The sequence below is a fragment of the Micromonospora sp. NPDC050200 genome, from assembly GCF_040656135.1.
In the GTDB taxonomy this organism is placed as follows: Bacteria; Actinomycetota; Actinomycetes; order Mycobacteriales; family Micromonosporaceae; genus Micromonospora.
Genome location: NZ_JBFALG010000044.1, coordinates 38,754 through 59,739, shown reverse-complemented (window position 1 = coordinate 59,739; position 20,986 = coordinate 38,754). Strand labels below are relative to the sequence as shown.

Here is a 20,986-nt window from a genome sequence, read left to right as displayed (position 1 = left end):
CCTGGGGGCCCCCGTTTCTACAGGGTGGGGGGGTTGCTCCCCCCCCCCCACACCTTGCGCAGCGCCCGGCCGTGGGGGGGGGGGGGGGGGGGTGGGGGGGCGCGCCCCCCCCCCCCGCCGCTGCCCCCGCCGGCGATGCGCCGCCTGCTCAGCGCACGGGCAGGGAGCGGCCCGCCCGGCTGAGCACGGGCCCCGCCGGGCCGCGCCCGAGCGGGCGGACCCGGCCGGGCCGGTGCCGGGGCGCCAGCGCCGCGCGCAGCGCCGGACCGAGGATCCGCCGGACATCGGCGGCGGACAGGCCGGACGCGACCGGCAGCGGGTTCAGGTACCGCGTGTAGATCAACCCGCCGATCACGGTGACCGCCGCGGTGGCCCGCTCGGTCGCGTCCGGGCCGCCGAGAAATTCAGCGAGCCGGACCAGCACTTCCCGGTCCAGGTACTCGCGCACCAGCCCGAGCAGTTGATCGTCCGGGGCCGGCTCGCCCTCGACGGAGGCGTCGTCCCAGAGGGCGACGACGGCCTGCAGCAGCCGGTCGGCCAGCGTGGCCGGGTCGCCCGGCAGTGCCTCGGCCAACGCCCGCGACTGCGCGCAGTGCACCCGCATCACCTCGCCGAACAGGCCCTGCTTGGAGCCGAAGTGGTAGCTGACCAGCGCCTGGTCGACGCCGGCCCAGGCAGCCACCGCCCGCAGCGTGGTGCCCTGGTAGCCCCGCTCCAGGAACAGCGCCCGCGCCGCCTCGGCGATGCGCGCACGGGTGGGTGGATTGCCGCGCGGACGCCCCCGGGATTTATTCATCACCGTTGAACATGCCGCCCGGAAGCCGCAATGTCAACGCATACCGAGCACCCGGACCGTCCGGGTCACGGAGGAGGAGCAGACCCATGCGCATTATCGTCATCGGCGCCAGCGGACCCACCGGCCGGCAGCTCACCGCGCAGGCCCTCGGCACGGGCCACCACGTCACGGCGATCAGCCGCCACCCCCGGGGACTGCCCCGGCACGACCACCTCACCGTGGTGGCCGCCGACGCCACCGACCCCGCCGCGATCGACCCGGTGGTCGCCGGCGCCGACGCCGTGCTCTCCACGCTCGGTGTCACGCCCAGCCGGAAACCGGTCACCACCTACTCGGCGGCGACGACCGCCGTCATCACCGCCATGCGGCGCCACGGCGTACGGCGGCTGATGGTGGTCAGCTCCAGTGTCCTGGACCCCGGCTGGCGGCCCAGCAACGCGTTCTTCTTCAACCACGTCCTCGACCCGTACGTCAACCGGGTGCTGATCCGGCAGGTGCACCAGGACATGCGGCGGATGGAGGAGCTGGTCCGGGCCAGCGACCTGGACTGGACCATCGTCCGCCCGTCCGGCCTCTTCGAACACCCCACGGTCACCGACCACCTCGTCGCCGACGGCAGCGCCGACGGCGTCTTCACCGCCCGGGCCGACCTCGCCGCCGCCATGCTCCGAGAGCTGGCGGAGCAGCGCTTCCTGCGCCGGGCGATGGGCGTGGTGACCACTGCGGTCAAGCCCGGCCTGGTCCGGCTCGTCCGCGACGAGGTCCTGCGGTCACCCCGCTGAACCCGCCGCGCGCCGAAGCGTCAGCGCAGCGCGAGAAGCGCTCGCCGGGCGTCCTCCAGCCCCCGCTCGTTGTCGACCGGACCGGCGACGCCGGTCCGGTCGTCCTCCACGAGTCGCCGCGCGAAATAGTCCGCCTGGATCGCCCAACGCAACCGCAGCATCGTCGCCAGACCGTGGTCCAGCTCCGCGCGGCCCAGCAACCCACCCGCGAGGTACGCCTCGACCAGCGCCCGCGCGCGGTCCGGTCCTCCGACGTACATCACCGCCGAGGCCACGTCGTAGAGGAGCGGCCCCACCAGCGCGACGCTCCAGTCGATGACACCGCAGCGGCCGGTGCTCCGGTCGAGCCGGAAGGCCTCCGGAGCCGGATCGGAGTGCAGCAGGCCCCAGGACAGACGCTCGGGCTTCAGTGCCTCGTAGGCGCGGACCGCCGCGATCACCGCCGGCCGCACCCAGTTCCGGACACCCAGGTGGTCCGCCGCCGGCTCGAGCCAGTGGAACCGGTCGGCGGCGGGGACCGACGCCGACCGCAGCGCGTCATGCACCCGGGCCAGCATCCGCCCGATCAGCCGCTGCTCCGCCTGGTCCGTTCCGGTGAGCGGCACCCCCGGCACCCAGGCGAGCAGCGCAAGCGGCCGGCCCTCGACCTCGGCCGTCAACTGCCCGTCGACCGTCGGCACCGGCGCGCCCGCCGCCACCCCCGTACGCTCCAGCAGCTCCGCCACCGCCAGACCGGCGGCGAAGCTGCCCCCGGCGCGGGGCGACACGGTCTTCGCCACCCGCCGCACCCCGGCGTGCTCGACGAACCAGGTCCCCGAGTTCATGCCGCCGTGATGGGGCGCCACCAGGGCGCCCGTGAGTCCCCACCGAACGTCCAGGCAGGACCGCAGCGTCCTCTCGGCAGGCACGCACGGAGTCAACCACCGGCACGGCGTACGGGCCACCGACTTGCCCGCCGGCGTCGACGATCGAATATCCGTTGCGGCCCCGTGACGCATCGCCTAGCGTCAGCGCACAACGTCACACCGATCATCCCGGGGAGCCCGCCGTGCAGCAGCACAACAGCACCGAGACCACGCGGTCCATGCCGCGCGGTGGTGCCATGCGGCCCGCGGGCGAACGAGCCCGGGGCCAGCTCCAGGGCCGGTGTGGCTGGCGACGAGGGTGGCGGCGCGGATAGCGCCAGCGCGACACGCGCAGCCGCCCACCCCACCGGGGCACGGGCGGCTTTTTCGTCACCCGGCACCCGCCCGAGGGGTGTAGCTCAACTGGCAGAGCACCGGATTCCAAACCCGACGATTGCAGGTTCGAGTCCTGTCACCCCTGCGTCATGTCCCGGCACCGCCGGTGGCGTCGCTTCTTCTCAACTCCACAGTGGATGGCATGAGCACGATCCCGGCCGGCGCCGCAAGCGCGCCGGCCGGGGGTACGACACGGGTCGACACCGACCCGCACGGGCCGTTGGAGCAAGCTGGCAGCTCACCCGGTTCTCAGCCGGGAGGTCACGGGTTCGAGCCCCGTACGGCCCACGAGACTTCCGCCGCCCCGCCCCGGGGTGGTACCCCACGACACCAGGAGAAGACGATGGCATTCACCCCGCTGCCGGGCACGAAGGCGCCGGTACGGGTCTGGACCGACCCGTACGGCATCGAGCCGCAGGCCGCGCAGCAACTGCGCAACATCGGCGCGCTGCCCTGGGTGCAGGGCGTCGCGGTCATGCCGGACGTGCACTTCGGCAAGGGTGCCACGGTCGGCTCCGTCATCGCGATGCGGCAGGCCGTCTCGCCCGCCGCGGTCGGGGTGGACATCGGTTGCGGGATGTCCGCGGTGCGTACCTCGCTCACCGCGGCCGACCTGCCGGACAACCTGGCGCCGCTGCGCGCGGCGATCGAGGCGGCCGTCCCGGTCGGCTTCGCCAAGCGGGACGACCCGGTGAACCCGCGCCGCATCCGGGGCCTGGAGCAGGCCGGTTGGGACGACTTCTGGGGTCGGTTCGGCACGCTCGATCGGCGGGTCGCGCAGCTGGAGAGCCGGGCCCAGCACCAGATGGGCACCCTCGGTGGGGGCAACCACTTCATCGAGGTCTGCGTCGAGCAGGGCGGGCCGGACGCCGGTCAGGTCTGGCTGATGCTGCACTCCGGCTCCCGCAACATCGGCAAGGAGCTGGCCGAGCGGCACATCGGGGTGGCCCGGCACCTGCCGCACAACACCGATCTGCCCGACCGGGACCTGGCGGTGTTCCTCGCCGGCACGCCGGAGATGGACGCCTACCGCCGGGACCTGTGGTGGGCGCAGGAGTACGCGCGGCGCAACCGGGCGGTCATGCTGGCGCTGCTCTGCGGCGTGGTCGGCGAGCAGTTCCCGCAGGTGGCGTACGGGGAGCCGATCTCGTGCCACCACAACTACGTGGCGGAGGAGAGCTACGACGGGGTGGACGTGCTGGTGACCCGCAAGGGCGCGATCCGGGCCGGTCGGGGGGACCTGGGCATCATCCCGGGGTCGATGGGCACCGGCTCGTACATCGTGCGCGGCAAGGGGAACCCGGACGCGTACTGCTCGGCGTCGCACGGCGCGGGGCGGCGGATGTCGCGGGGGCAGGCGAAGCGGACGTACAGCACCGCCGACCTGGTCCGGCAGACCGCCGGGGTGGAGTGCCGCAAGGACGCCGGGGTGGTCGACGAGATCCCTGGCGCGTACAAGGACATCACCAAGGTGATGGCGCAGCAGGACGACCTGGTTGAGGTGGTGGCGCACCTCAAGCAGGTGGTCTGCGTGAAGGGTTAGACCACGACCGGCGCCCCGGGGGGTTGGGGCGCCGGTCGTACGCCCCGGTGGCGCAGCGGAGAGCGCGCCGGTCTACGAAACCGGAGAGCCCAGGTTCGAATCCTGGTCGGGGCACGGTCCGTATCCGCGACGTCGGAACGGAACCCTTGCGAGCTGGTGCAATGGGCAGCACAATCCCGCCTCGGTCTCCACCGATGCCATCCACTGTGGTGCCGCCGGAGGACGTGGGTCCAGCCGCTGCTCATAACGGTGGCCCGCCCGGTTCGACCCCGGGTCCGGCGACGACTTCGTCGCCGACGGCGTCTTCACCGCCCGGGCCGACCTCGCCGCCGCCATGCTCGGCGAGTTGGACGAGCAGCGCTTCCTGCGCCGGGCGACGGGGTGGTGACCACCGCGGTCAAGCCGGGCCTGGTGCGGCTCGTCCGCGACGAGCTCCTGCGGTCACCCCGCTGAGCCGGCCGGACCGGGCGCGCACCCTTCGGCCGCCGGCCGGGGAAAGCGCGCCCGCACCGCGTCGATGCAGCTGTCCCGCGAGGTCGGGCCACCGAAGCGCAGCCGGTCGTAGCCGGTGAAGGCCGGCTCCAGCGCGTCCAACTCGTCCACCAGCGTGTGCAACCGCCGGGACCACCGCGCTCCGGGCTCCGGCCGGTCGACCGCCGCGCGGATCGCCGCGGTGAGCTCGTCCTTGCGCCGGATCGTCTCCGGCGTCACCGAGCGCAGGCACACGTACCGGCCGCTGAGGTAGGCCTCCCACTCGGCCGCGCCCTCCGCCGGGTCCGCCCAGTGCCCGGTGAACCAGGCCCGCAACGCCGCCGGCCCGCCCGCCCGGTCGGCCAGCGAGAACAGGTCCGCCGGCACCATCTGCGCGCCGTCCGAGCGCAGGTAGCCCGGCAGCGACAACCGCCGGTCCAGCATCAGCCGGCGTACGTCGTCGGCGTCGCGGCCGTGTGCCGCGCAGAGCTCCTCGAGGACGACGAACTGCATGTCGACGTACGCGTCGTCGGCCGCCGTCATCCGATGGTCCCCGTTGACCTCCCGGAACCGTTCGGCCACCCGTTCTGCCAGCTCCACCGGCGTCTCCTTCCCTCGTCGGAAGGGACCGTAACGGCCGGATTCTTCGGCGCCCGCCGAATTGTCCATCACTGGGTACTGGTCCGGTTGAGCGCCGCCAGCGCGAACCAGGCGGCCGGCGCGGACGTGCCATCGGCCACGGGCAACGGACGTCCGACCGCGTCCAGGCCGAAGTAGGGCGTGACCAGGCCCGTTGATAAATCGGCGTTCGACATGATCACCTCCCGATCGCTAGTCATCCATTCGGTATGTATGCTCGCTGACCGAGACCTACCCCTCCAACTCATGCCAACCCGCCCATTCGCCCCGGGCGACGTTGGCCAGATCGGAGCGCCATGGGCTGCTCACACGCTCAGGAATGCCCCCTCTTCCCGCTGCTCAACGCAAGCTTGCGCGACTGGCGTAACTACTACTGCGACAGTGCGGGGGGTTGGCGGACGTGTGCTCGGTACAAGTTGTCCAGGACGGGCCAGCTCGTGCCGATCACGCTCCTCCCGAATGGAGTCGACGCGCTACACCTGAGAGGCATTCCCGCCGCTGACGGGTCGGACGCGGCCTGGGCGCCACAGACGCCCCCGTCACGGCTCGATCCGGGGTCCTCGCAGCGGTTCGAGCCGCCGCCGGCCCGGGAGCCCAACCCGGTACCGGCACCCGCTCAAGGCTTCAACCCCGGGTCACCCGCACAGGATCCGCACCCCTCCAGAACCCCATCGACCCCACCGGCGCCTCGGCGGGTCCGGTGGTGGACCCGACTCGCAGATTGGATTGCAGGTCCCGCATGACTGAATACTGGCCCTGGTGGGCGGGGGCTGTCGGGCTCGCCCTCACCACCATCAACTACGCCGTCACGACCGATCGATCCTTCGGGGTGTCCGGTGCGTGGGACCGCGTGCTGCACTGGCGCGCCGAACGCCGTGTCGAACGGGTGAACGCCCGGTTCGCTGACGAACGTGTCCTTGCCGAGGCTCTCGCCGCGGCCACCGCCGACCAGTTCGGAGCCGGTTCGGCTGCACCTGCCGCGCGTCCCGGCCAGCACGGCGACGCGCGGACACCGGGACAGGACGGGCGACCGCCAGCGGCGGCGAGCTCCTCGATGGCGAGCCTGCTCCCGGCACCCTTGGTCAGCCAGGTCGCCCTGCTCCTGTCGGTCTTCGTCGGCGGGTGGGTGGCGGCGGTTACCGCCGGCCGATTCCAGCTCCGCCTCGACATGGGCGACGCCTTCCGCCAGATCGTGACCGACAAACCGATCGAAATGGTCGGCGCGCTGTTCGTCGGCGGTGTACTCGTCGGCTTCGGCACCCGTCTCGCCGGAGGGTGCAGCAGCGGTCACGGGCTCAATGGCTGTGGCCGGCTACAGCCGGTCAGCATCGTCGCGACTGCCGTCTTCTTCGGCACCGGCGTCCTCGTGTCGTTCCTGCTGTGGAAGGTGATCTGATGCGTACCCGGGGCGGGATACTCGTCGCCAACATCATCGCTGGGCTGGCCCTCGGCTACACCGTCGCGAACATCGGGTTCGCTGACTACGCCGAACTGAACCGCATGTTCACCTTCCAGGATCTTCGCATGTTCCTGGCCTTCGCCGGCGCCGTAGCGATCATCGTCGTGGTATTCGCCGTATTGCGCGTCCGCCGCACCGCGGGGCGCATCCATGCCGGCGTGATCCCCGGCGCAGTGCTGTTCGGCACCGGCTGGGCGATCTCGGGTGGCTGTCCGGCAATCCCGATCGTGCAGGTCGCCAGCGGGTACCTCCCCGCCTTGGTCACGATTGCCGGCATCGTCGTCGGCATCCGGCTCTGCCGCTGGGCCAACACGAGGTACTTCCACCTCGACAGCGGATCCTGCGAGCGGTAGCCGCGCCCAGGAACCGGATGGATCGACTCGCCAGCCTGGTGGAACGTGCGTGGCTCGGCTGTACCGGTTGTCGCCGGCCGTGCGGCAGGGGCTGAGGTGTGAGGCGGGTGGGGTGCAGACGCCCCACCCGCCTCACACCGATGCCCGGGGCTGGCGCGAAGGGCGTGCAAGTCGACGAGGCCAAGGTCCAGGCCATCGCCAGGCCGCCTGTCGGTGGCCAGTTCGGATTCCCCTGGTACGGCCAGATGAAATGTGACGCTCCGTAGCCGCCGATCATGGCGGCAGAAACTTGTGGTGTCGTTGCGTGGTGCGAAATTCGGGGTCGGTCGATGATTCGGTCGACCCTGTTTCGTGATGTCGATCTCCCCCGCAAGAGGGAGGACCTGGTTGCGGGATTCGTATCGACTGGTGGCATGGCTTCCACTGCTTTCGCAGGCGATCGTCCCCAGGCCCCTGCGCGCCCCGGCACCGGTGTCACCGTGACAGGTCGTCTGGTGGCCCTGTGCTGCATCGGGTTCGCGGTCGTCAACGTCGTCTTCGAGATGACCGGCCACTTCGCCGACGGCCCCTATGCCGAGTACGTTTCCGCGATCACCGTGATGAACTGGCTTGTCGTCGGGCTGAAGACGATGGGGGCGGCGGTGGCACTGTTGTCGGTCGCCGAACGCCCGAGGTTTCTTTCGCCGGCACGCCTGGGCGTGTTGTTGTGGGGAGCGTTTGCGACGCTCGGCGTGTACGCCCTCGGCAGCGTGGTGCAAGCGGTCGGCATGGCCTCGGGCCTGACGGGCACCGCCGACCAGATCGACCTGGCCGGAGTCGGTTACGTGCTCTTTTTCCTGTTGCTTGCAGTTGGTTACGGTGTCCTGGCGATCTCTTACTCGCGGCGCTTCGGGCTTCGGAAAGGCGTCGCCGTCCTCGGCGTGCTCGGCGCACCTGTGGTGCTGGGCGTGATCCTGCTGGCCGTCCCCATGCTGCTGGCCGCCCTCGGCCTCATGCCTACGCCCTGACTCCACCTCGTTGGGGGCGCCGGCCACCAGTTCGGGGCGCCACTCGATGATGTGCAAGTGATGCAGGTCCTCGCGGAGCGCCAACACGCCCCGCGCCCAGGCGACGCAGGGCACCCTCCCCCACCCGGCCCCACGGCCAGACGGGCAAGCGTCCGGAGGGACACGCACCAACGGACCGGATGGTGCTGGAGACGCTCGCCCCGACCGAGCGGGCGGTGTTCGTACTGCGCGAGGTGTTCGATGTGGCCTACGACGAGATCGCCGAAGCCGTCGACAAGTTGGACCACGACCGGCGCCCCCGGGGGGTTGGGGGCGCCGGTCGTACGCCCCGATGCCATCCACTGTGGTCCTTGCCGGAGGACGTGGTTCCAGCCGCTGCTCATAACGGTGGCCCGCGCCCAGTTCGACCCCGAGGTCGGCGACGAGCGATCTCCACCGGTCAGCCGGTGGCGGCCAGGACGACCGGCACGGCCACCACGTGCGTGCGGGAGCCGTCGCGCGGGGAGACCTCGTACACCTCGACGGTGCCGGGGCCGGCGGTCGTCAGCCGGTAGGCGACCCCACCCCGGTAGTCGCCCCGGCAGCCGCTGCCGCAGGTGGCGGTGGTGAAGCCGGTGCCGACCACCCGGCCGGCGGAGTCGAGGACCCGGATCGAGACGGTCGCCTCGTACACGTCGGCGGTGCCGGCGACGGTGACCGGCCCGGTGACCCGCTGGCCGATCGCCGGCTCGGTGACCACGATCGGTGGCAGCAGGTCGGCCAGGTCGGCCCGGGCCAGCACGACGCCGGTCCCGGCGAAGGCCACCCGCCGCACGGTGGGGAACTGGGTGAGGGTCCAGACCACCTGAGCCCGCCGCAGCCGCAGCGTCGGGGCGTCGGTGTCGGCGAACGACGGGGGAGCGGACACGGTGGCGGTGCCGTCGGCTATCCGTACCATCTCGACGCCGTCGGGGACCAGGGTGGCCAGGCCGGCGGCGGCCTCCGCGGGGGTGGGCCCGGCGGCCAGTTCCGCCAGTGCCAGGCGGGAGGTGGCGACGGTGGTGGGTCGGGTACGCCGGGTCGGCACCACCGCCCCGGCCCGGGTGAACCAGAGCTGCACGGTCACGCTCCCGGTGGTGGACGGGGTGGGTGCCCCGGTCCGGGGCGGGGCCACCGGCGCGGGCGGCGGCATGGCGGTGGCCCCCGGGGTACGGGCGGTGGTGGCCGGCGGGGCGGTCCCGGGCGGCGTGGCGGTGCCGGATGCGGCGGCGCGGGGGGCCGGCCCGAGGGTGCCGGAGCGGGCGTCGGCGCAGCCGGCGAGCAGCAGCGCGAGCGTGGCGAGCAGGACGGTCAGCCGGTTCAAGGTTCTGCTTCCTGGTCGGTGTCGGGCGGGGTAACGGGCAGCGTCAGCCGGAACGTGGTCCCGACGCCGGCCGTGCTGCGTACCGTGAGCCGGCCGTCGAGCAGCCGGGCGTTCTCCCGGGCGATGGCCAGGCCGAGTCCGCTGCCCCGACCGGAGCGGGCCGGGTCGGCCTTGTAGAAGCGGTCGAACAGGTGCGGCAGGTGTTCGGCGGCGATGCCCGGCCCCTGGTCGCTGACCTCGTACACCAGCAGCGGGCCGGCGCGGGCGGCGCTCGCGCGGACCTCGCCCTCGCCGTGCGTGACGGCGTTGCCGACCAGGTTGGCCAGTACCCGTTCCAGCCTTCGCGGGTCGGTGCGCAGGACGGTCTCGTCGCCGGCGACGACGACCCGGCCGGCCCAGCCGTGCGCCGCGACCAGGTCGCGGAGCGGGGCGAGGGCGTGGACCGGGGTCAGGTTGACCGCCTCCCGCCCGGCGTCCAGCCGGGAGATCTCCATCAGCTCCTCGACCAGCGTGCGCAGCCGCACCACGTCGGCGACCAGCAGTTCGGCGGCGCGGCGGGAGTCGCCGGGCAGCGCGTCGAGCTGGTCGGCCAGCAGCGAGGCCGCCGCCACCAGGGCGGTGACCGGGGTACGCAGTTCGTGCGCGACGTCGGCGGTGAACCGGCGTTCCCGGGCCTCGGCCCGGGACAGGTCTTCGATCTTCGTCTGGAGCGCCTGGGCCATCTCGTTGAACGCGGCGGCCCAGTCGCTGAACTCGTCCCGGCCGCGCACCGGCAGCCGGGTCGCCAGCAGCCCCTCGGCCACCGCCCGGGCGGCTCGGCTGGCCCGACCCACCGGTTCGAGGGTGCGTCGGGCCAGGAAGTGGCCGACCCCGGCCGCGAGCGCCACGACCACCAGCCAGCCGACCGCCAGCGCGGTGCGCAGCTGGTCCAGCCCGCCCATCAGGTCGGTCTCGTCGGTGATCGCGTACAGCTCGGCGGTGGAGCCGGGGATGCGTCCGCCGACCACCAGCAGGTGCCGCTCGCCGGCGCCGTCGAGGCGTTCGTACCCGAGCTGACCGGCGGCGACGGCGGCCCGCAGCTGCGGGCCGGGGGTGGGAGCGTACGAGGGGTGGGACGCGCGGGCGTCGCCGGCGACCAGCAGCACGTGCCGGCCGCTGCCCTCGAAGCTGGTCAGCAGTTCGGTGCGGCGGGCGTCGGTCAGCGGCACGAACTGCTCGGCGAGGACGAGCTGGTAGCGGGCGTCGGCTGCGGCCCGCTGCACCGAGCCGTCCAGCCGGGCCTGGCGCAGCATCAGGTACGACCCGCCGGCGAGCACTCCGGCGGAAACCCCGGCGACGAGCACGAACGCCACGGTCAACCGGCGGCGGAGCCGACCCGGCGGTACGGTGCCCGGGGCCATCGCGCCACCTTCCCGTCATGTCGTGGCGAGCTTGTAGCCGACGCCGCGCACCGTTCGGACCAGCCGGGGCTCGGTGGGATCGTCCTCCACCTTGGCGCGCAGCCGCTGCACCGCCACGTCGACCAGTCGGGAGTCGCCGAGGTGGGAGTGGTTCCACACCCGGTCCAGCAGCAGCTCGCGGGTGAACACCTGGCCGGGCCGGCGGGCCAGCTCCAGCAGCAGGCGGAACTCGGTGGCGGTCAGGGTCAGCTCCCGGCCGGCCTTGCGGACGACGAACCGATTCGGGTCGATCTCCAGGTCCCCGACCGTCAGGATGGTCTCCTCGACGACGGTGCTGGCCCGGCGCAGCCCCGCGCGAACCCGCGCCACCAGCTCCGGCAGGTCGAACGGCTTGCGCAGGTAGTCGTCCGCGCCGCACTCCAGCCCGACGACCACGTCGATGGTGTCGGTGCGTGCGGTGAGCATCAGGATCGGCACGGCGCTGGTGCGCCGGATCTCGCGGCACACCTCCAGCCCGTCGAGGCCGGGCAGCATCACGTCGAGGACGACCAGGTCGACGGGCTGGGCCCGCCAGGTGGCCAGCGCGGCGCGGCCGTCGGCGGCGGTGGCGACCCGGAAGCCGGCCCGCCGCAGACCGAGGGCGGTGACCTCCCTGATGGAGGCATCGTCCTCGACCAGCAGCACGCGGCCGTCCATGACGTCCCCAGGGTAGCCCCGCGACGTCATCGGACGGTCCTGGCGCAACGGCCGGTGACGGGGGTCCGGTCGACGTCCGGCCCCCGCCCCGACGGTTGGTCACTCCTGCCACTGGTGGGCGATGTCCAGCACGATCCGGCTGTGCGTGCCGGGGCCGGCGAGCACCAGCACCCGGAACGGCAGCTGCGCCCGTACGCCGACGGCGAAGGTGCTGTAGCCCTCGAAGGTGCCGCCGTACACCACGTCGCGCAGCGTCCGGTAGCCCAGCACGGTGGCCACGTGGTCGCCGGCCCGGTACGGGTAGCCGAGCGCCGGCTCCCGCAGCTGCACCCGTAGCAGTGCCCCGCCCGCCGTGTACGGCGACAGCGCCAGCCCCTGCCCCTCGGTCCAGGTCTCCCCGTACGCGACGGAGAAGCCGTCGGCCGGGCCGTCGAACTCGAACACCAGCCGGTCCCAGCAGTCGTGCTGCCCGGTGCGGGTGCTCAGCAGCGACGCGGTGCGCAGCGCGCCGCCCGACTTCGCGGTGCTGCCCCAGGTGATTCCGCAGTACGGCGCACCGGTGACCGCTCGCGGCGCGGCCTGCGCGCCGGTCGTCGTGGGCCGCGCTGCCGCGGTGGCCGCCGTGGTGGCGGTGAGCAGGACGGCGAGCATGACCGCCGCCACCGCCCCCAGTGTCCTCTTCGATCGCATCGGGTCCTCCCGGCCGGTTCGGTCCGGCCCGTCTGGTGGGCCGGTCGAGTTCGACGGTCGGGCGGGCCCGCCACAGCCGTCCCACCGGGGCGTAACAGCGGGGTAACAGTCCTCAGCGGCCGGTGCCGGCCGATGGTGCGGAGGCGTCCGCGACCGTCGCCGCCTCCCGTGGTGACGCCGCCACCGTCGGCGGCTCGGCGAGGGCGCGCAGCGGTGAGCAGAAGATTGGCAGCCAGGTCAGCGCGGTGCCCGCAGCGCCGATCCAGAGCGCCGTGTGGAGGCTCGCGTACTGGCCGAGCAGGCCGGAGAGCGCGGCGCCGACCGCGATCGCGCCGAACAGCAGGAAGCGGAACACCGCGTTCATCCGCCCGAGCAGCGCGTCCGGGGTGGCGCGTTGGCGCAGGCTTACCCCGATGACGTTGCCGATGCCGGTGCGCCAGGCGATGGCCAGCCAGCCGAACCCGGCCAGCCAGAGCGCCGGACCGGTGTCGATCAGCGGCACCAGCGCGCCCAGCGGCGCCACGACCAGGCCGGGCAGCCAGAGCGCCGGTCCGTGGCCGATCCGGTCCGCCAGTGGTCGGGCGGTCACCGCGCCGAGCAGCGCGCCGACGCCGCCGGCGCCGAGGAACAGGCCGAGCGTCGCGGCGCCGAGCCCCAGCTCACGCAGGAAGACCACCGGCAGCATGGTGGTCATCAGGTTGACCGTGAGGTTGGTGCCGGCCAGCGAGAGCGCCAGCGGTCGCAGCAGCGGGTTGCCCAGCACGTGTCGTACCCCCTCGGCGAGCTGGCGACCGAAGCCGTCGCGGCGCCCGGCCTGGCGCGCCGGCGCGGCGTCGCGTCGCAGCCGGGTCAGGACCAGCGCGGAGACCAGGTACGCGGCCGCGTTGAGCACCAGGGCCACCGGCGCGCCGATCAGCTGCACCAGGAATCCGCCGAGGGCCCGCCCACCGATCTGGATGGTCGCGCCGGTGCTCACCAGCAGGGAGTTCGCCGCCACCAGCCGCTCCCGGCCGACCACCGCCGGCAGGTAGCTCTGCTCGGCGACGTCGAAGAAGACCGTGCCGGCCCCGGCGAGCAGGACCACCAGGTAGAGCTGCCCGATGGTCAACCAACCGGCCCACCAGGCCAGCGGGACCGAGGCGAACAACGCGGACCGGACGAGATCCGCGACGATCATCACGGTGCGGCGGTCGGCCCGGTCGACCCACACCCCGGCCGGCAGGCCGATCAGCAGGAAGGCCGCGGTGCCCAGCACGCCCAGCAGGCCCACCTGCCCGGGGGTGGCGCGCAGGACGCCGACGGCGAGCACCGGGACGGCCAGCAGGGCCACCTGCTGGCCGATGCTGCCGACGACACTGACGGCGTACAACTGACGGAAGGCGCGGGACCAGCGGGCGGGCGGGTGGGGGTGGGTGACCATGCCGGTCACGGTGCCCCGGCGCCCGACCCTGGGTCGATGAATTCGGCTGAGGGCAAATCCGCGCTCGGCGAACGGACGGGGGGGACGAGGGGTGCTGCGCGCCGCGCTGTCAGTGGCGGACCTGGCCAACACCAGGTTCGCGGTGTCGCCGCTGTGGGAGGCGGTGGCCAGCGCCAGGATCGTCAAGGACCCGGACCGCTACCCCGCGCACCTGCCCTGGGCGCGTCAGGTGGTGCCCCGGCTGGCGACCGTGGACTGGGGACTCCTCGCCGACCTGGTGCCGGTCCCCACCGTGGTGATCCCGTCGTTCGTCTGTCCGCCGCCGACCACCACCGGTCCCACCCTCGACCTGGAGTTGGCCGCGCTGACCGCGACCCCGCCGGATGCGGTCCGCGCCTGCCTCGACCGGAATCCGGTGCCGCCCACGCTCCGGACGGCCGCCCTGCACGCCGACCCGGAGGCCGGGCTGGCCCGCCTCGCCGCGCAGATCCGCGCCTACGCCGCCGTCGCGCTCGCCCCGTACTGGCCGCGGATGCGGACCCTGCTGGAGCGGGAGGTGTTGCTCGGTGCCCGCCGGATGGCCGTCGACGGGGTGCGGGGTCTGCTCAACCACCTCGACCGATACGTCTCCTGGGACGACGGCACGCTGTCGGTCGAGCATGTGACGACCTCCGGGTCGGTGCGGCTGGACGGGCGCGGGGTGCTGCTGGTGCCGTCGGTGTTCACCTGGCCGCGGCCGTTCTCCAACCTGGTGGAGGTGTCCGGGCAGCCGACGCTGCGCTACCCGGCCGCCGCGGTGGGGACGCTCTGGGAACGCGCCGCGTTGCCGCCGGGTGAGGCGCTGGGCCGGGTGCTCGGCCGTACCCGGGCCACGCTGCTGCACGAGCTGGCCGTGCCGTCCTCGACGACCGAGCTGGCGCGCCGGTGCGGGCTCGCCCCCGGCACGGTCTCGCAGCACCTCACCGCGTTGCGGGACGCCGGTCTGGTGGGCACGCACCGGGTCGGCCGGTTCCTGCTGTACGCGCGGACCACCTCGGCGGAGGCGCTGCTCGCCGGGGCGGGCTGACCCGGCGGCCGGCGCGACGGGCTCGCCGGGCCCGTCAGGCCACCCGGGGACTCGCCGGGGCCGTCAGGCCACCCGGGCCACCGCGCCGGCGGGCGGGGCGGGCAGCGCGTCCGGGTGCAGAACGGCGGCGATCGCCTCGACGCCGTCGACCAGGCGGGGGCCGGGGCGGACCACCAGGGCGTCGGCGTCGACCGCCCAGACCGGCGTGCCCGGGAAGCGCGCCGCCACCGCCCGGGCCTGGGCGACCGCGCCGTCGAGGTGGAAGCCGCAGGGCGTGACCAGCACGAGCTGCGGCGCCGCGTCGCGCAGCTCGGACCAGGGCACCGGCACCGAGCGGGCACCGGGCCGGGTGGCCACCGGCTCGCCGCCGGCGGCGCGCACCAGGTCGGGGATCCAGTGTCCGGCGGTGAACGGCGGGTCGGTCCACTCCACCACCGCCACCCGGGGTCGCGGCCGGTCGCCGACCGCCGCCGCGACCGCCGCGAGCCGGTCCCGCAGGCCGCCCACCAGGGCGCGCGCCCGCTCCGGTACGCCCGCGGCGTCGCCCACCGCGAGGATGCTCGCCAGCACCTCGTCGAGGGTGTACGGGTCGAGCGAGAGCACGTCGGCGCGGCACCCCAGGTGGTCGAGGGCGGCGGAGACGTGCCCGGAGGGCAGGGCGCAGACCCGGCACAGGTCCTGGGTGAGGATCAGCTCCGGGTCGAGCCCGGCGAGCGCGTCGGCGTGCAGCGTGTAGAGGTCGGCGCCGGCGGCGAGCCGGGCCCGGACGTGCGCGTCGATCTGGCCCGGGGTCATGCCGCGGGTGTCCGTGCCGCCGACCACCACGGTCTTGCCGGCCCGGTCGGCGGCCGGCACTTCGCACTCGAAGGTCACCCCGACGAGGTCGTCGCCGAGGCCGAGGGCGTAGGCGATCTCCGTGGCGGAGGGCAGCAGGGACACCAGGCGCATGGGGCCCATCCTGCCCGGGGCCGTCCGCACGGCTCGGCTCGGCCCCGCGTCCGCGGGGCGGGGTGGTCACGGGGTGCGCGGCTGGCTCGGCGCGTCCGTCGGTGGCCGGGATTGTGACACCGTTCGGCCAGTTGACCGTGAGATTGATACATGTCAGTGTTTCATTCCCCGGCGTGACCGCCGCGACCCCACCCCCGGGCCGCGAGGATCCCGTCCACCCCGACCCGACCCCCCCCGGAATCCGGTCACGCCCCGCAGACCCCCACGAGGAGTTCGCATGAGACGTAGCACGCCGACGAAGGGCCTCGCCCTCGCCGTGTTCGCCGCCGTGACGATGACCCTGGCCGCGCAACCGGCCACGGCGACCCCAGCCGCCGCCCCGCTCGCCGCCCTCGCGGCGCCGGACATCTCGGTGACCAACGTCCAGGCCCACCTGACCCAGCTGAACACCATCGCCACCAACAACGGCGGCAACCGGCGGGCCGGCTCGGCCGGCTACACCGCGTCGGTCAGCTACCTCAAGACCAAGCTCCAGGCCGCCGGCTACACGATCAGCGAGCAGTACTGCTCGACCTGCACCTACCCCGGGAACAACCTGATCGCCGAGTGGCCGCAGGGCCCCGCCGACCAGGTCGTCATGTTCGGCGCGCACCTGGACAGCGTCTCCGCCGGCCCGGGCATCAACGACAACGGCTCCGGCTCGGCCACCCTGCTGGAGAACGCGCTGGCGCTGGCCCAGCAGAACCCGTCCATGACCAAGCGGGTCCGCTTCGCCTGGTGGAACGGCGAGGAGCAGGGCCTGCAGGGCTCGAAGTTCTACGTCAACTCGCTCACCGCCACCCAGAAGGGCTACATCAAGGGCTACTACAACTTCGACATGGTCGCCTCACCCAACGGCGGCTACTTCATCAACCGGGTCACCTCCACCACTGCCGCGCCGCTCAAGGCGTACTGGGACTCGCTCAACCTCCAGCCCGAGGAGAACGTCGAGGGCCAGGGCCGCTCCGACGACTACTCCTTCCAGCAGGCCGGCATCCCCACCTCCGGCTACGCCGCCGGCGCCAGCGCCACCAAGACCTCCGCGCAGGCCAGCAAGTGGGGCGGCACCGCCGGAGCGGCGTACGACGGCTGCTACCACCGTTCCTGCGACACCACCAGCAACATCAACGCGACCGGCCTCAACCGCAGCGCCGACGGTGTCGCGTACGCCATCTGGCAGCTCGCGGTCGGCACCGGCACCCCGACCAACGACTTCTCGGTCTCGGTGAGCCCGACCTCCGGTAGCGTCGCTCAGGGCGCCGCCACCACCGCCACCGTCAGCACCGCCACCACCGCCGGCAGCGCGCAGACGGTGGCGCTGTCCGCCTCCGGCGCGCCCAGCGGCGTGACCGTGTCGTTCAGCCCGTCGTCGGTCACCTCCGGCGGCTCCGCCACGATGACCGTCAGCGCCTCGTCGACCGCCACCACCGGCACCTTCACCATCACGGTCACCGGCACCGGGTCGGTCACCCGCACCGCCACCTACAGCCTCACCGTGACCGGCACCGGGGGATGCGCCGGCGGCCAGGTGATCGGCAACGGCGGCTTCGAGTCCGGCACCAGCCCGTGGACCGCCAGCTCGGGCGTGATCACCAACTCGGCCGGCCAGCCGGCCCGGACCGGGTCGTACAAGGCGTGGCTCGACGGCTACGGCAGCACCCACACCGACAGCCTGTCGCAGTCGGTGACCGTGCCGGCCGGGTGCTCGACGTACACCCTCGCCTTCTACCTGCACATCGACACCGCCGAGACCACCACCGGCACCGCGTACGACAAGCTGACCGTCCAGGTCGGCACGACCACCCTGGCCACGTACTCCAACCTCAACGCCGCCAGCGGCTACCTGCTGCGCTCGTTCAACGTGGGCGCGTACGCCGGCCAGACCGTCACCCTCAAGTTCACCGGGATCGAGGACGCGTCCCTGCAGACCAGCTTCGTCATCGACGACGTGACCCTGCAGGCCAGCTGAGCGACGGGGGCGGGGTGGGCCGCCGCCCACCCCGCCCCCACGGCGCGCACCCGGGCGGACCGTCACGACGGTAAATGTCATACCCCCGTCCCAGCATGAAGGCATGGCTGCCCCCGCGCTGACCCACCACAGTGGTCAACCCCGTTCCCTGCCGCTGCGCGAGCTGCGCACCCGGCTGACCCAGCTGATCGCCATGGCCGAGCTGACCGACACCGTCACCCTGGTCACCCGCGACGGCGATCCCCGCCCGGTCGCCGCGATCGTGCCCGCCGCTGCGGCCCGCACCGCCGCCCAGGCGCGGGCCGACGGTGAGCGCCTCGCCGCCGTCACCGCCGGCTGGGCCCGCCGCCTGGAGGAGGCGCACCGGCAGGGCGCCCGCCGGCACGCCGCCGAGCTGCGCGCGGTCACCGCCGCCCTCGCCGAGGCCTGGGCCGAGCTGGACCGGCGGGTCGCGCCGGGCAGCGACCGATCCCTCGACCGGCTGCGCGCCGTCCACGCCGACCTGCTGCGCGACTGACCCGCCCCCGCCAGGGCCGGCCGTCGCGCGTCAGCCCGTGAAGTACGCCCCGTGCCCATGCCGGCCGCCCGGGCCCGGCCCGCCCGATGTCGGCGGGGCTCAGGTGGGCGTGGCGGCCAGGTCCGGGCGTTGCTCGTCCACGGCCGCCGGCCGGCCCATCCGCCGCCACGGGCCGCCGAGTAGCGGGGTGAGCACGACCAGGACGTAGGCGGTGCCGATCGTGAGCAGGGTGGCGGTGGTGCCGAACCGGTCCGCGGCCAGGCCGGCGCCGAGGGCGCCGAGCGGCATGGCGGCCCAGCAACCGGCGCCGATGACCCCGTAGACCCGGGCCCGCATGCGCGCGGGCACGCGTTCCAGCTCGATCGCGCCGATCAGCGGGTTGATCGCGCCCGCGGCGAGACCGGCGAAGGCGAAGACCGCCACGACCATTGGCAGCGGCGGTGCGGCGGCCAGGGCCCAGAACGGCGGCCCGCTGGCGATCGCGAAGGCGGTGACGAAGGTGGCACGGCGTGGCAGCCGGTGACCGACGGCGCTGAACACCAGCGAGCCGACCAGCGCGCCGCCGCCCATCGCGCCGACCAGCAGCCCGAACGCGGTGGGTCCGCCGAGGTCGCGGTCGGCGACCACGGGCAGCAGGACGTTGCTCTTGGCCGCGTCGAAGAAGTTGGTGACCAGGACCAGCAGTACCATCGCGCGCAGCAGCGGCTCGCGGACCAGGAACCGGACTCCGGCGGTGAAGCTGCGCCAGTACCCGCCGGGCTCCTCCTGCGCCTGCTCGGCGGGGCGCATGCTCCGGGGCACCAGCAGTGCGACCACCAGCGCGGAGACGGCGAAGGTGGCGGCGTCCACGGCCAGCACCGGCAGCGCGCCGACGACGGCGACCAGCAGCCCGGCCAGGGGTGCGCCGAGCAGCCGGGAGCCGCGTTCGGTGGCCTCGAACCAGCCGATCGCCCGTTCGACGGGCACCCGGGCGGCGGCCGCCGCCTCCGGCAGCAGCGCGGTCCGCGCGGTCTGCCCGGGCGTGTCGAGCAGGCCGCTGGCGAAGACCAGCGTGAGCAGCAGCCAGAACGGCAGGCCGACCGTGGCGTCGAGCAGCGGGATGGCGGCGACGGTCGCGCAGGACACCAGGTCGGCCAGGACGCTGGCCCGCCGGTAGCCCGTGCGGTCGACCAGCACGCCGCCGAGGGCGCCGCCGAGCACCACCGGTGCGGTGGCGAACGCCCCGGTCAGGCCGGTTGCCGCCGGTGAGCCGGTCTCGGCCAGCACGTAGAGGGGCAGGGCGATGTAGGTGAGCATGTTGCCGGTGAGCGAGACCGTGTGGCCGACGAGCAGGCCGATCAGCGGACCCCACCGGCGCGGGGTGGCGGTCACTGCGGCCCCCGGAAGGCCTGGTAGATCAGTGTGACGGTGCGGGCGTCGGGCCGGTCGGGGTCGCTGCGCGCCTGCCAGCGCGCTGCCAGTTCCTCGAGGTCGCCGCGCAGCTCCACGAGCTCGTCCGGTGTGAGGTGGAGAAAGTGGTCACTGCTGGCGGTGCCGCGTACCCACGCAGGGTCGAGGGTGGCCTCGGCGTCGAGGTAGGCCTGGAACTTCTGCACATACCGCTGGAGTGCGGCCCGGCGCAGCAGGTCCGAGGCGAGCTTGCGCTCCGGGTCGTCCAGCACCTCGACCGGCTCCCAGCTGGTACGGGTGTGCGCCGCGCGCCACCACCGTTCCCGGCGATCGCGGGCGTGCTCGGGGGCCTCCCGGACGAAGCCGTGCTCGGCGAGCTTGCCCAGGTGGTAGCTGACCGAGCCGACGGCCTCGTTGACGATCTCGCTGAGCATGCCGACGCTCTGCGGGCCGCGTACCCGCAGCTCGCCGAGGAGCCGCAGGCGGGTGGGGTGGGCCAGGGCGCGCATGGCGCGGGGGTCGGTGAGATGCAGCGTCGACTCGTCCTCGGGCATGCCGACAGGGTAGTTACACAAGACATGATGTACAAGAAGTCTTGTTGACTGGCGGGCGGCGGGGAGCGAATGGCTCAGGCGGGGCGGCGGCCCTTGAGACGGCGGCCCAGCTCACGGGCGATCTCCCGGTTGGCGTCGCGCTCGGCGAGCGCCTGCCGCTTGTCGTACGACCTGCGGCCGCGCGCCAGGCCCAGCTCGACCTTGGCCCAGCCGTTGCTGAAGTACATCGACAGCGGCACCAGCGTCACGCCCCCGTCGCGCAGCTTCTCCAGGATCCGGGCGATCTCCACCCGCCGCAGCAGCAGCTTCCGGGTCCGGCGGGGCTGGTGGTTGGTCCAGGTGCCGTAGCCGTACTCGGCGATGTGCAGGCCGTAGAGCATGATCTCGCCGTCGCGTTCCTGGGCGAAGGCGTCGACCAGTGACACCCGCCCCTCGCGCAGCGACTTCACCTCGGTGCCGGCCAGCACGATTCCCGCCTCATACGTCTTGAGGACGGTGTAGTCGTGGCGGGCCTTCTTGTTGGAGGCGATGAGCCGGCGCTCCGTGTCCCTGGACACGACGACCTCCTGCGGTGAGCTGCGGACCCGGTGCAGAATACCCGCCTGCGCCGCCCGGGACGGCGGCGCCGGCGGATGTCGGGCGGGCTCGGCCCGCACCACCCCGGG

At 73.5% G+C, this 20,986-nt stretch carries 21 protein-coding genes, 3 tRNA genes and 1 pseudogene; 12 read left to right on the top strand and 13 right to left on the bottom strand.

Going from position 1 to position 20,986, the window contains the following annotated elements; genetic code table 11:
- Positions 1–148: 148 nt before the first annotated feature.
- Positions 149–796: a TetR family transcriptional regulator gene (locus AB0I41_RS25140; RefSeq protein ID WP_357112177.1), complete on the bottom strand. Its 648-nt coding sequence runs from the start codon at positions 794–796 to the stop codon at positions 149–151.
- Between the two features lie 86 nt (positions 797–882).
- Here AB0I41_RS25140 and AB0I41_RS25135 point away from each other — a divergent pair, with 86 nt between their 5' ends.
- On the top strand, positions 883–1,578 hold the full coding sequence (locus AB0I41_RS25135; protein WP_357112175.1) for an NAD(P)H-binding protein: 696 nt from the start codon (positions 883–885) through the stop codon (positions 1,576–1,578).
- 20 nt (positions 1,579–1,598) lie between these two features.
- On the opposite strand, the gene AB0I41_RS25130 is transcribed toward AB0I41_RS25135, so the two are convergent.
- Positions 1,599–2,576 (bottom strand): phosphotransferase, encoded by a 978-nt coding sequence (locus AB0I41_RS25130; RefSeq protein ID WP_357112173.1) that lies wholly within the window; start codon positions 2,574–2,576, stop codon positions 1,599–1,601.
- Positions 2,577–2,831: 255 nt separating this feature from the next.
- On the opposite strand from AB0I41_RS25130, the gene AB0I41_RS25125 reads away from it, so the two are divergent.
- The 4 genes from AB0I41_RS25125 to AB0I41_RS25110 all read left to right on the top strand — a co-directional run bounded on the left by AB0I41_RS25125 (position 2,832) and on the right by AB0I41_RS25110 (position 4,476).
- A tRNA-Trp gene (locus AB0I41_RS25125) sits at positions 2,832–2,904 on the top strand.
- A 129-nt stretch (positions 2,905–3,033) separates the two neighbouring features.
- Positions 3,034–3,107 (top strand) — tRNA-Glu (locus tag AB0I41_RS25120).
- 55 nt (positions 3,108–3,162) lie between these two features.
- A complete protein-coding gene (locus AB0I41_RS25115; RefSeq protein ID WP_357112170.1) occupies positions 3,163–4,362 on the top strand; it encodes an RtcB family protein in 1,200 nt (399 codons plus the stop codon).
- 41 nt (positions 4,363–4,403) lie between these two features.
- Positions 4,404–4,476: transfer RNA gene (locus AB0I41_RS25110), tRNA-Arg, on the top strand.
- A gap of 327 nt (positions 4,477–4,803) precedes the next feature.
- On the opposite strand, the gene AB0I41_RS25105 is transcribed toward AB0I41_RS25110, so the two are convergent.
- Together AB0I41_RS25105 and AB0I41_RS25100 are read right to left on the bottom strand one after the other, a co-directional pair.
- Positions 4,804–5,433, bottom strand: a complete 630-nt coding sequence (locus tag AB0I41_RS25105) for a DUF6058 family natural product biosynthesis protein (protein WP_357112167.1) — start codon at positions 5,431–5,433, stop codon at positions 4,804–4,806.
- A gap of 68 nt (positions 5,434–5,501) precedes the next feature.
- The gene (locus AB0I41_RS25100; RefSeq protein ID WP_357112164.1) at positions 5,502–5,648 is read right to left on the bottom strand and encodes a hypothetical protein; all 147 of its coding nucleotides are present in this window, start codon (positions 5,646–5,648) and stop codon (positions 5,502–5,504) included.
- 524 nt (positions 5,649–6,172) lie between these two features.
- Between AB0I41_RS25100 and AB0I41_RS25095 the strand changes: the two genes are divergently transcribed.
- From AB0I41_RS25095 to AB0I41_RS25080, 4 genes and pseudogenes are all read left to right on the top strand, one after another.
- On the top strand, positions 6,173–6,868 hold the full coding sequence (locus tag AB0I41_RS25095; protein WP_357112161.1) for a YeeE/YedE thiosulfate transporter family protein: 696 nt from the start codon (positions 6,173–6,175) through the stop codon (positions 6,866–6,868).
- A complete protein-coding gene (locus AB0I41_RS25090; protein WP_357112157.1) occupies positions 6,868–7,284 on the top strand; it encodes a YeeE/YedE thiosulfate transporter family protein in 417 nt (138 codons plus the stop codon). The genes AB0I41_RS25095 and AB0I41_RS25090 overlap by 1 nt, the downstream gene beginning before the upstream one ends.
- A gap of 479 nt (positions 7,285–7,763) precedes the next feature.
- A complete protein-coding gene (locus tag AB0I41_RS25085; RefSeq protein WP_357112154.1) occupies positions 7,764–8,291 on the top strand; it encodes a hypothetical protein in 528 nt (175 codons plus the stop codon).
- A 179-nt stretch (positions 8,292–8,470) separates the two neighbouring features.
- A pseudogene (locus AB0I41_RS25080) lies at positions 8,471–8,569 on the top strand (sigma factor-like helix-turn-helix DNA-binding protein); the annotation flags it as partial.
- 161 nt (positions 8,570–8,730) lie between these two features.
- On the opposite strand, the gene AB0I41_RS25075 reads toward AB0I41_RS25080, so the two are convergent.
- The 5 genes from AB0I41_RS25075 to AB0I41_RS25055 form a co-directional block, all read right to left on the bottom strand.
- On the bottom strand, positions 8,731–9,633 hold the full coding sequence (locus AB0I41_RS25075) for a Gmad2 immunoglobulin-like domain-containing protein (protein ID WP_357112151.1): 903 nt from the start codon (positions 9,631–9,633) through the stop codon (positions 8,731–8,733).
- Positions 9,630–11,033 (bottom strand): HAMP domain-containing sensor histidine kinase, encoded by a 1,404-nt coding sequence (locus tag AB0I41_RS25070; RefSeq protein ID WP_357112148.1) that lies wholly within the window; start codon positions 11,031–11,033, stop codon positions 9,630–9,632. The genes AB0I41_RS25075 and AB0I41_RS25070 overlap by 4 nt, the downstream gene beginning before the upstream one ends.
- A gap of 15 nt (positions 11,034–11,048) precedes the next feature.
- Positions 11,049–11,729: a response regulator transcription factor gene (locus AB0I41_RS25065; protein WP_357112145.1), complete on the bottom strand. Its 681-nt coding sequence runs from the start codon at positions 11,727–11,729 to the stop codon at positions 11,049–11,051.
- A gap of 99 nt (positions 11,730–11,828) precedes the next feature.
- Entirely contained in the window at positions 11,829–12,419 is a 591-nt protein-coding gene (locus AB0I41_RS25060) for a hypothetical protein (protein WP_357112142.1), read from the bottom strand.
- Positions 12,420–12,531: 112 nt separating this feature from the next.
- Positions 12,532–13,839, bottom strand: coding sequence for an MFS transporter (locus tag AB0I41_RS25055; protein WP_357112138.1), 1,308 nt, complete (start codon positions 13,837–13,839; stop codon positions 12,532–12,534).
- A gap of 91 nt (positions 13,840–13,930) precedes the next feature.
- On the opposite strand from AB0I41_RS25055, the gene AB0I41_RS25050 reads away from it, so the two are divergent.
- Complete coding sequence (locus AB0I41_RS25050) at positions 13,931–14,905, top strand: DUF5937 family protein (protein WP_357112136.1); 975 nt, start codon at positions 13,931–13,933, stop codon at positions 14,903–14,905.
- 63 nt (positions 14,906–14,968) lie between these two features.
- Here the strand turns inward: AB0I41_RS25050 and AB0I41_RS25045 are convergent, their stop codons facing one another.
- Positions 14,969–15,853, bottom strand: a complete 885-nt coding sequence (locus AB0I41_RS25045; protein WP_357112133.1) for an ABC transporter substrate-binding protein — start codon at positions 15,851–15,853, stop codon at positions 14,969–14,971.
- A gap of 277 nt (positions 15,854–16,130) precedes the next feature.
- On the opposite strand from AB0I41_RS25045, the gene AB0I41_RS25040 reads away from it, so the two are divergent.
- Both AB0I41_RS25040 and AB0I41_RS25035 read left to right on the top strand, forming a co-directional pair.
- Entirely contained in the window at positions 16,131–17,861 is a 1,731-nt protein-coding gene (locus tag AB0I41_RS25040) for a M28 family peptidase (protein ID WP_357112129.1), read from the top strand.
- 103 nt (positions 17,862–17,964) lie between these two features.
- Positions 17,965–18,378 (top strand): type II toxin-antitoxin system Phd/YefM family antitoxin, encoded by a 414-nt coding sequence (locus AB0I41_RS25035; protein ID WP_357112126.1) that lies wholly within the window; start codon positions 17,965–17,967, stop codon positions 18,376–18,378.
- Between the two features lie 99 nt (positions 18,379–18,477).
- Here the strand turns inward: AB0I41_RS25035 and AB0I41_RS25030 are convergent, their stop codons facing one another.
- The 3 genes from AB0I41_RS25030 to smpB all read right to left on the bottom strand — a co-directional run bounded on the left by AB0I41_RS25030 (position 18,478) and on the right by smpB (position 20,878).
- On the bottom strand, positions 18,478–19,749 hold the full coding sequence (locus AB0I41_RS25030) for an MFS transporter (RefSeq protein ID WP_357112123.1): 1,272 nt from the start codon (positions 19,747–19,749) through the stop codon (positions 18,478–18,480).
- Positions 19,746–20,321: a helix-turn-helix domain-containing protein gene (locus AB0I41_RS25025; RefSeq protein WP_357112120.1), complete on the bottom strand. Its 576-nt coding sequence runs from the start codon at positions 20,319–20,321 to the stop codon at positions 19,746–19,748. Before AB0I41_RS25025 ends, AB0I41_RS25030 begins: the two co-directional genes overlap by 4 nt.
- Before the next feature lie 74 nt (positions 20,322–20,395).
- Entirely contained in the window at positions 20,396–20,878 is a 483-nt protein-coding gene (smpB, locus tag AB0I41_RS25020; RefSeq protein ID WP_357112117.1) for an SsrA-binding protein SmpB, read from the bottom strand.
- Between the last annotated feature and the right edge of the window lie 108 nt (positions 20,879–20,986).

What these genes read in the sequence shown, in the direction of transcription:
- AB0I41_RS25140 (WP_357112177.1), bottom strand. Translation starts at nt 796, where the DNA reads ATGAATAAATCCCGGGGGCGTCCGCGCGGCAATCCACCCACCCGTGCG.
- AB0I41_RS25135 (WP_357112175.1), top strand. Translation starts at nt 883, where the DNA reads ATGCGCATTATCGTCATCGGCGCCAGCGGACCCACCGGCCGGCAGCTC.
- AB0I41_RS25130 (WP_357112173.1), bottom strand. Translation starts at nt 2,576, where the DNA reads ATGCGTCACGGGGCCGCAACGGATATTCGATCGTCGACGCCGGCGGGC.
- AB0I41_RS25115 (WP_357112170.1), top strand. Translation starts at nt 3,163, where the DNA reads ATGGCATTCACCCCGCTGCCGGGCACGAAGGCGCCGGTACGGGTCTGG.
- AB0I41_RS25100 (WP_357112164.1), bottom strand. Translation starts at nt 5,648, where the DNA reads ATGTCGAACGCCGATTTATCAACGGGCCTGGTCACGCCCTACTTCGGC.
- AB0I41_RS25090 (WP_357112157.1), top strand. Translation starts at nt 6,868, where the DNA reads ATGCGTACCCGGGGCGGGATACTCGTCGCCAACATCATCGCTGGGCTG.
- AB0I41_RS25070 (WP_357112148.1), bottom strand. Translation starts at nt 11,033, where the DNA reads ATGGCCCCGGGCACCGTACCGCCGGGTCGGCTCCGCCGCCGGTTGACC.
- AB0I41_RS25065 (WP_357112145.1), bottom strand. Translation starts at nt 11,729, where the DNA reads ATGGACGGCCGCGTGCTGCTGGTCGAGGACGATGCCTCCATCAGGGAG.
- AB0I41_RS25060 (WP_357112142.1), bottom strand. Translation starts at nt 12,419, where the DNA reads ATGCGATCGAAGAGGACACTGGGGGCGGTGGCGGCGGTCATGCTCGCC.
- AB0I41_RS25055 (WP_357112138.1), bottom strand. Translation starts at nt 13,839, where the DNA reads ATGGTCACCCACCCCCACCCGCCCGCCCGCTGGTCCCGCGCCTTCCGT.
- AB0I41_RS25045 (WP_357112133.1), bottom strand. Translation starts at nt 15,853, where the DNA reads ATGCGCCTGGTGTCCCTGCTGCCCTCCGCCACGGAGATCGCCTACGCC.
- AB0I41_RS25040 (WP_357112129.1), top strand. Translation starts at nt 16,131, where the DNA reads ATGAGACGTAGCACGCCGACGAAGGGCCTCGCCCTCGCCGTGTTCGCC.
- AB0I41_RS25035 (WP_357112126.1), top strand. Translation starts at nt 17,965, where the DNA reads ATGGCTGCCCCCGCGCTGACCCACCACAGTGGTCAACCCCGTTCCCTG.
- AB0I41_RS25025 (WP_357112120.1), bottom strand. Translation starts at nt 20,321, where the DNA reads ATGCCCGAGGACGAGTCGACGCTGCATCTCACCGACCCCCGCGCCATG.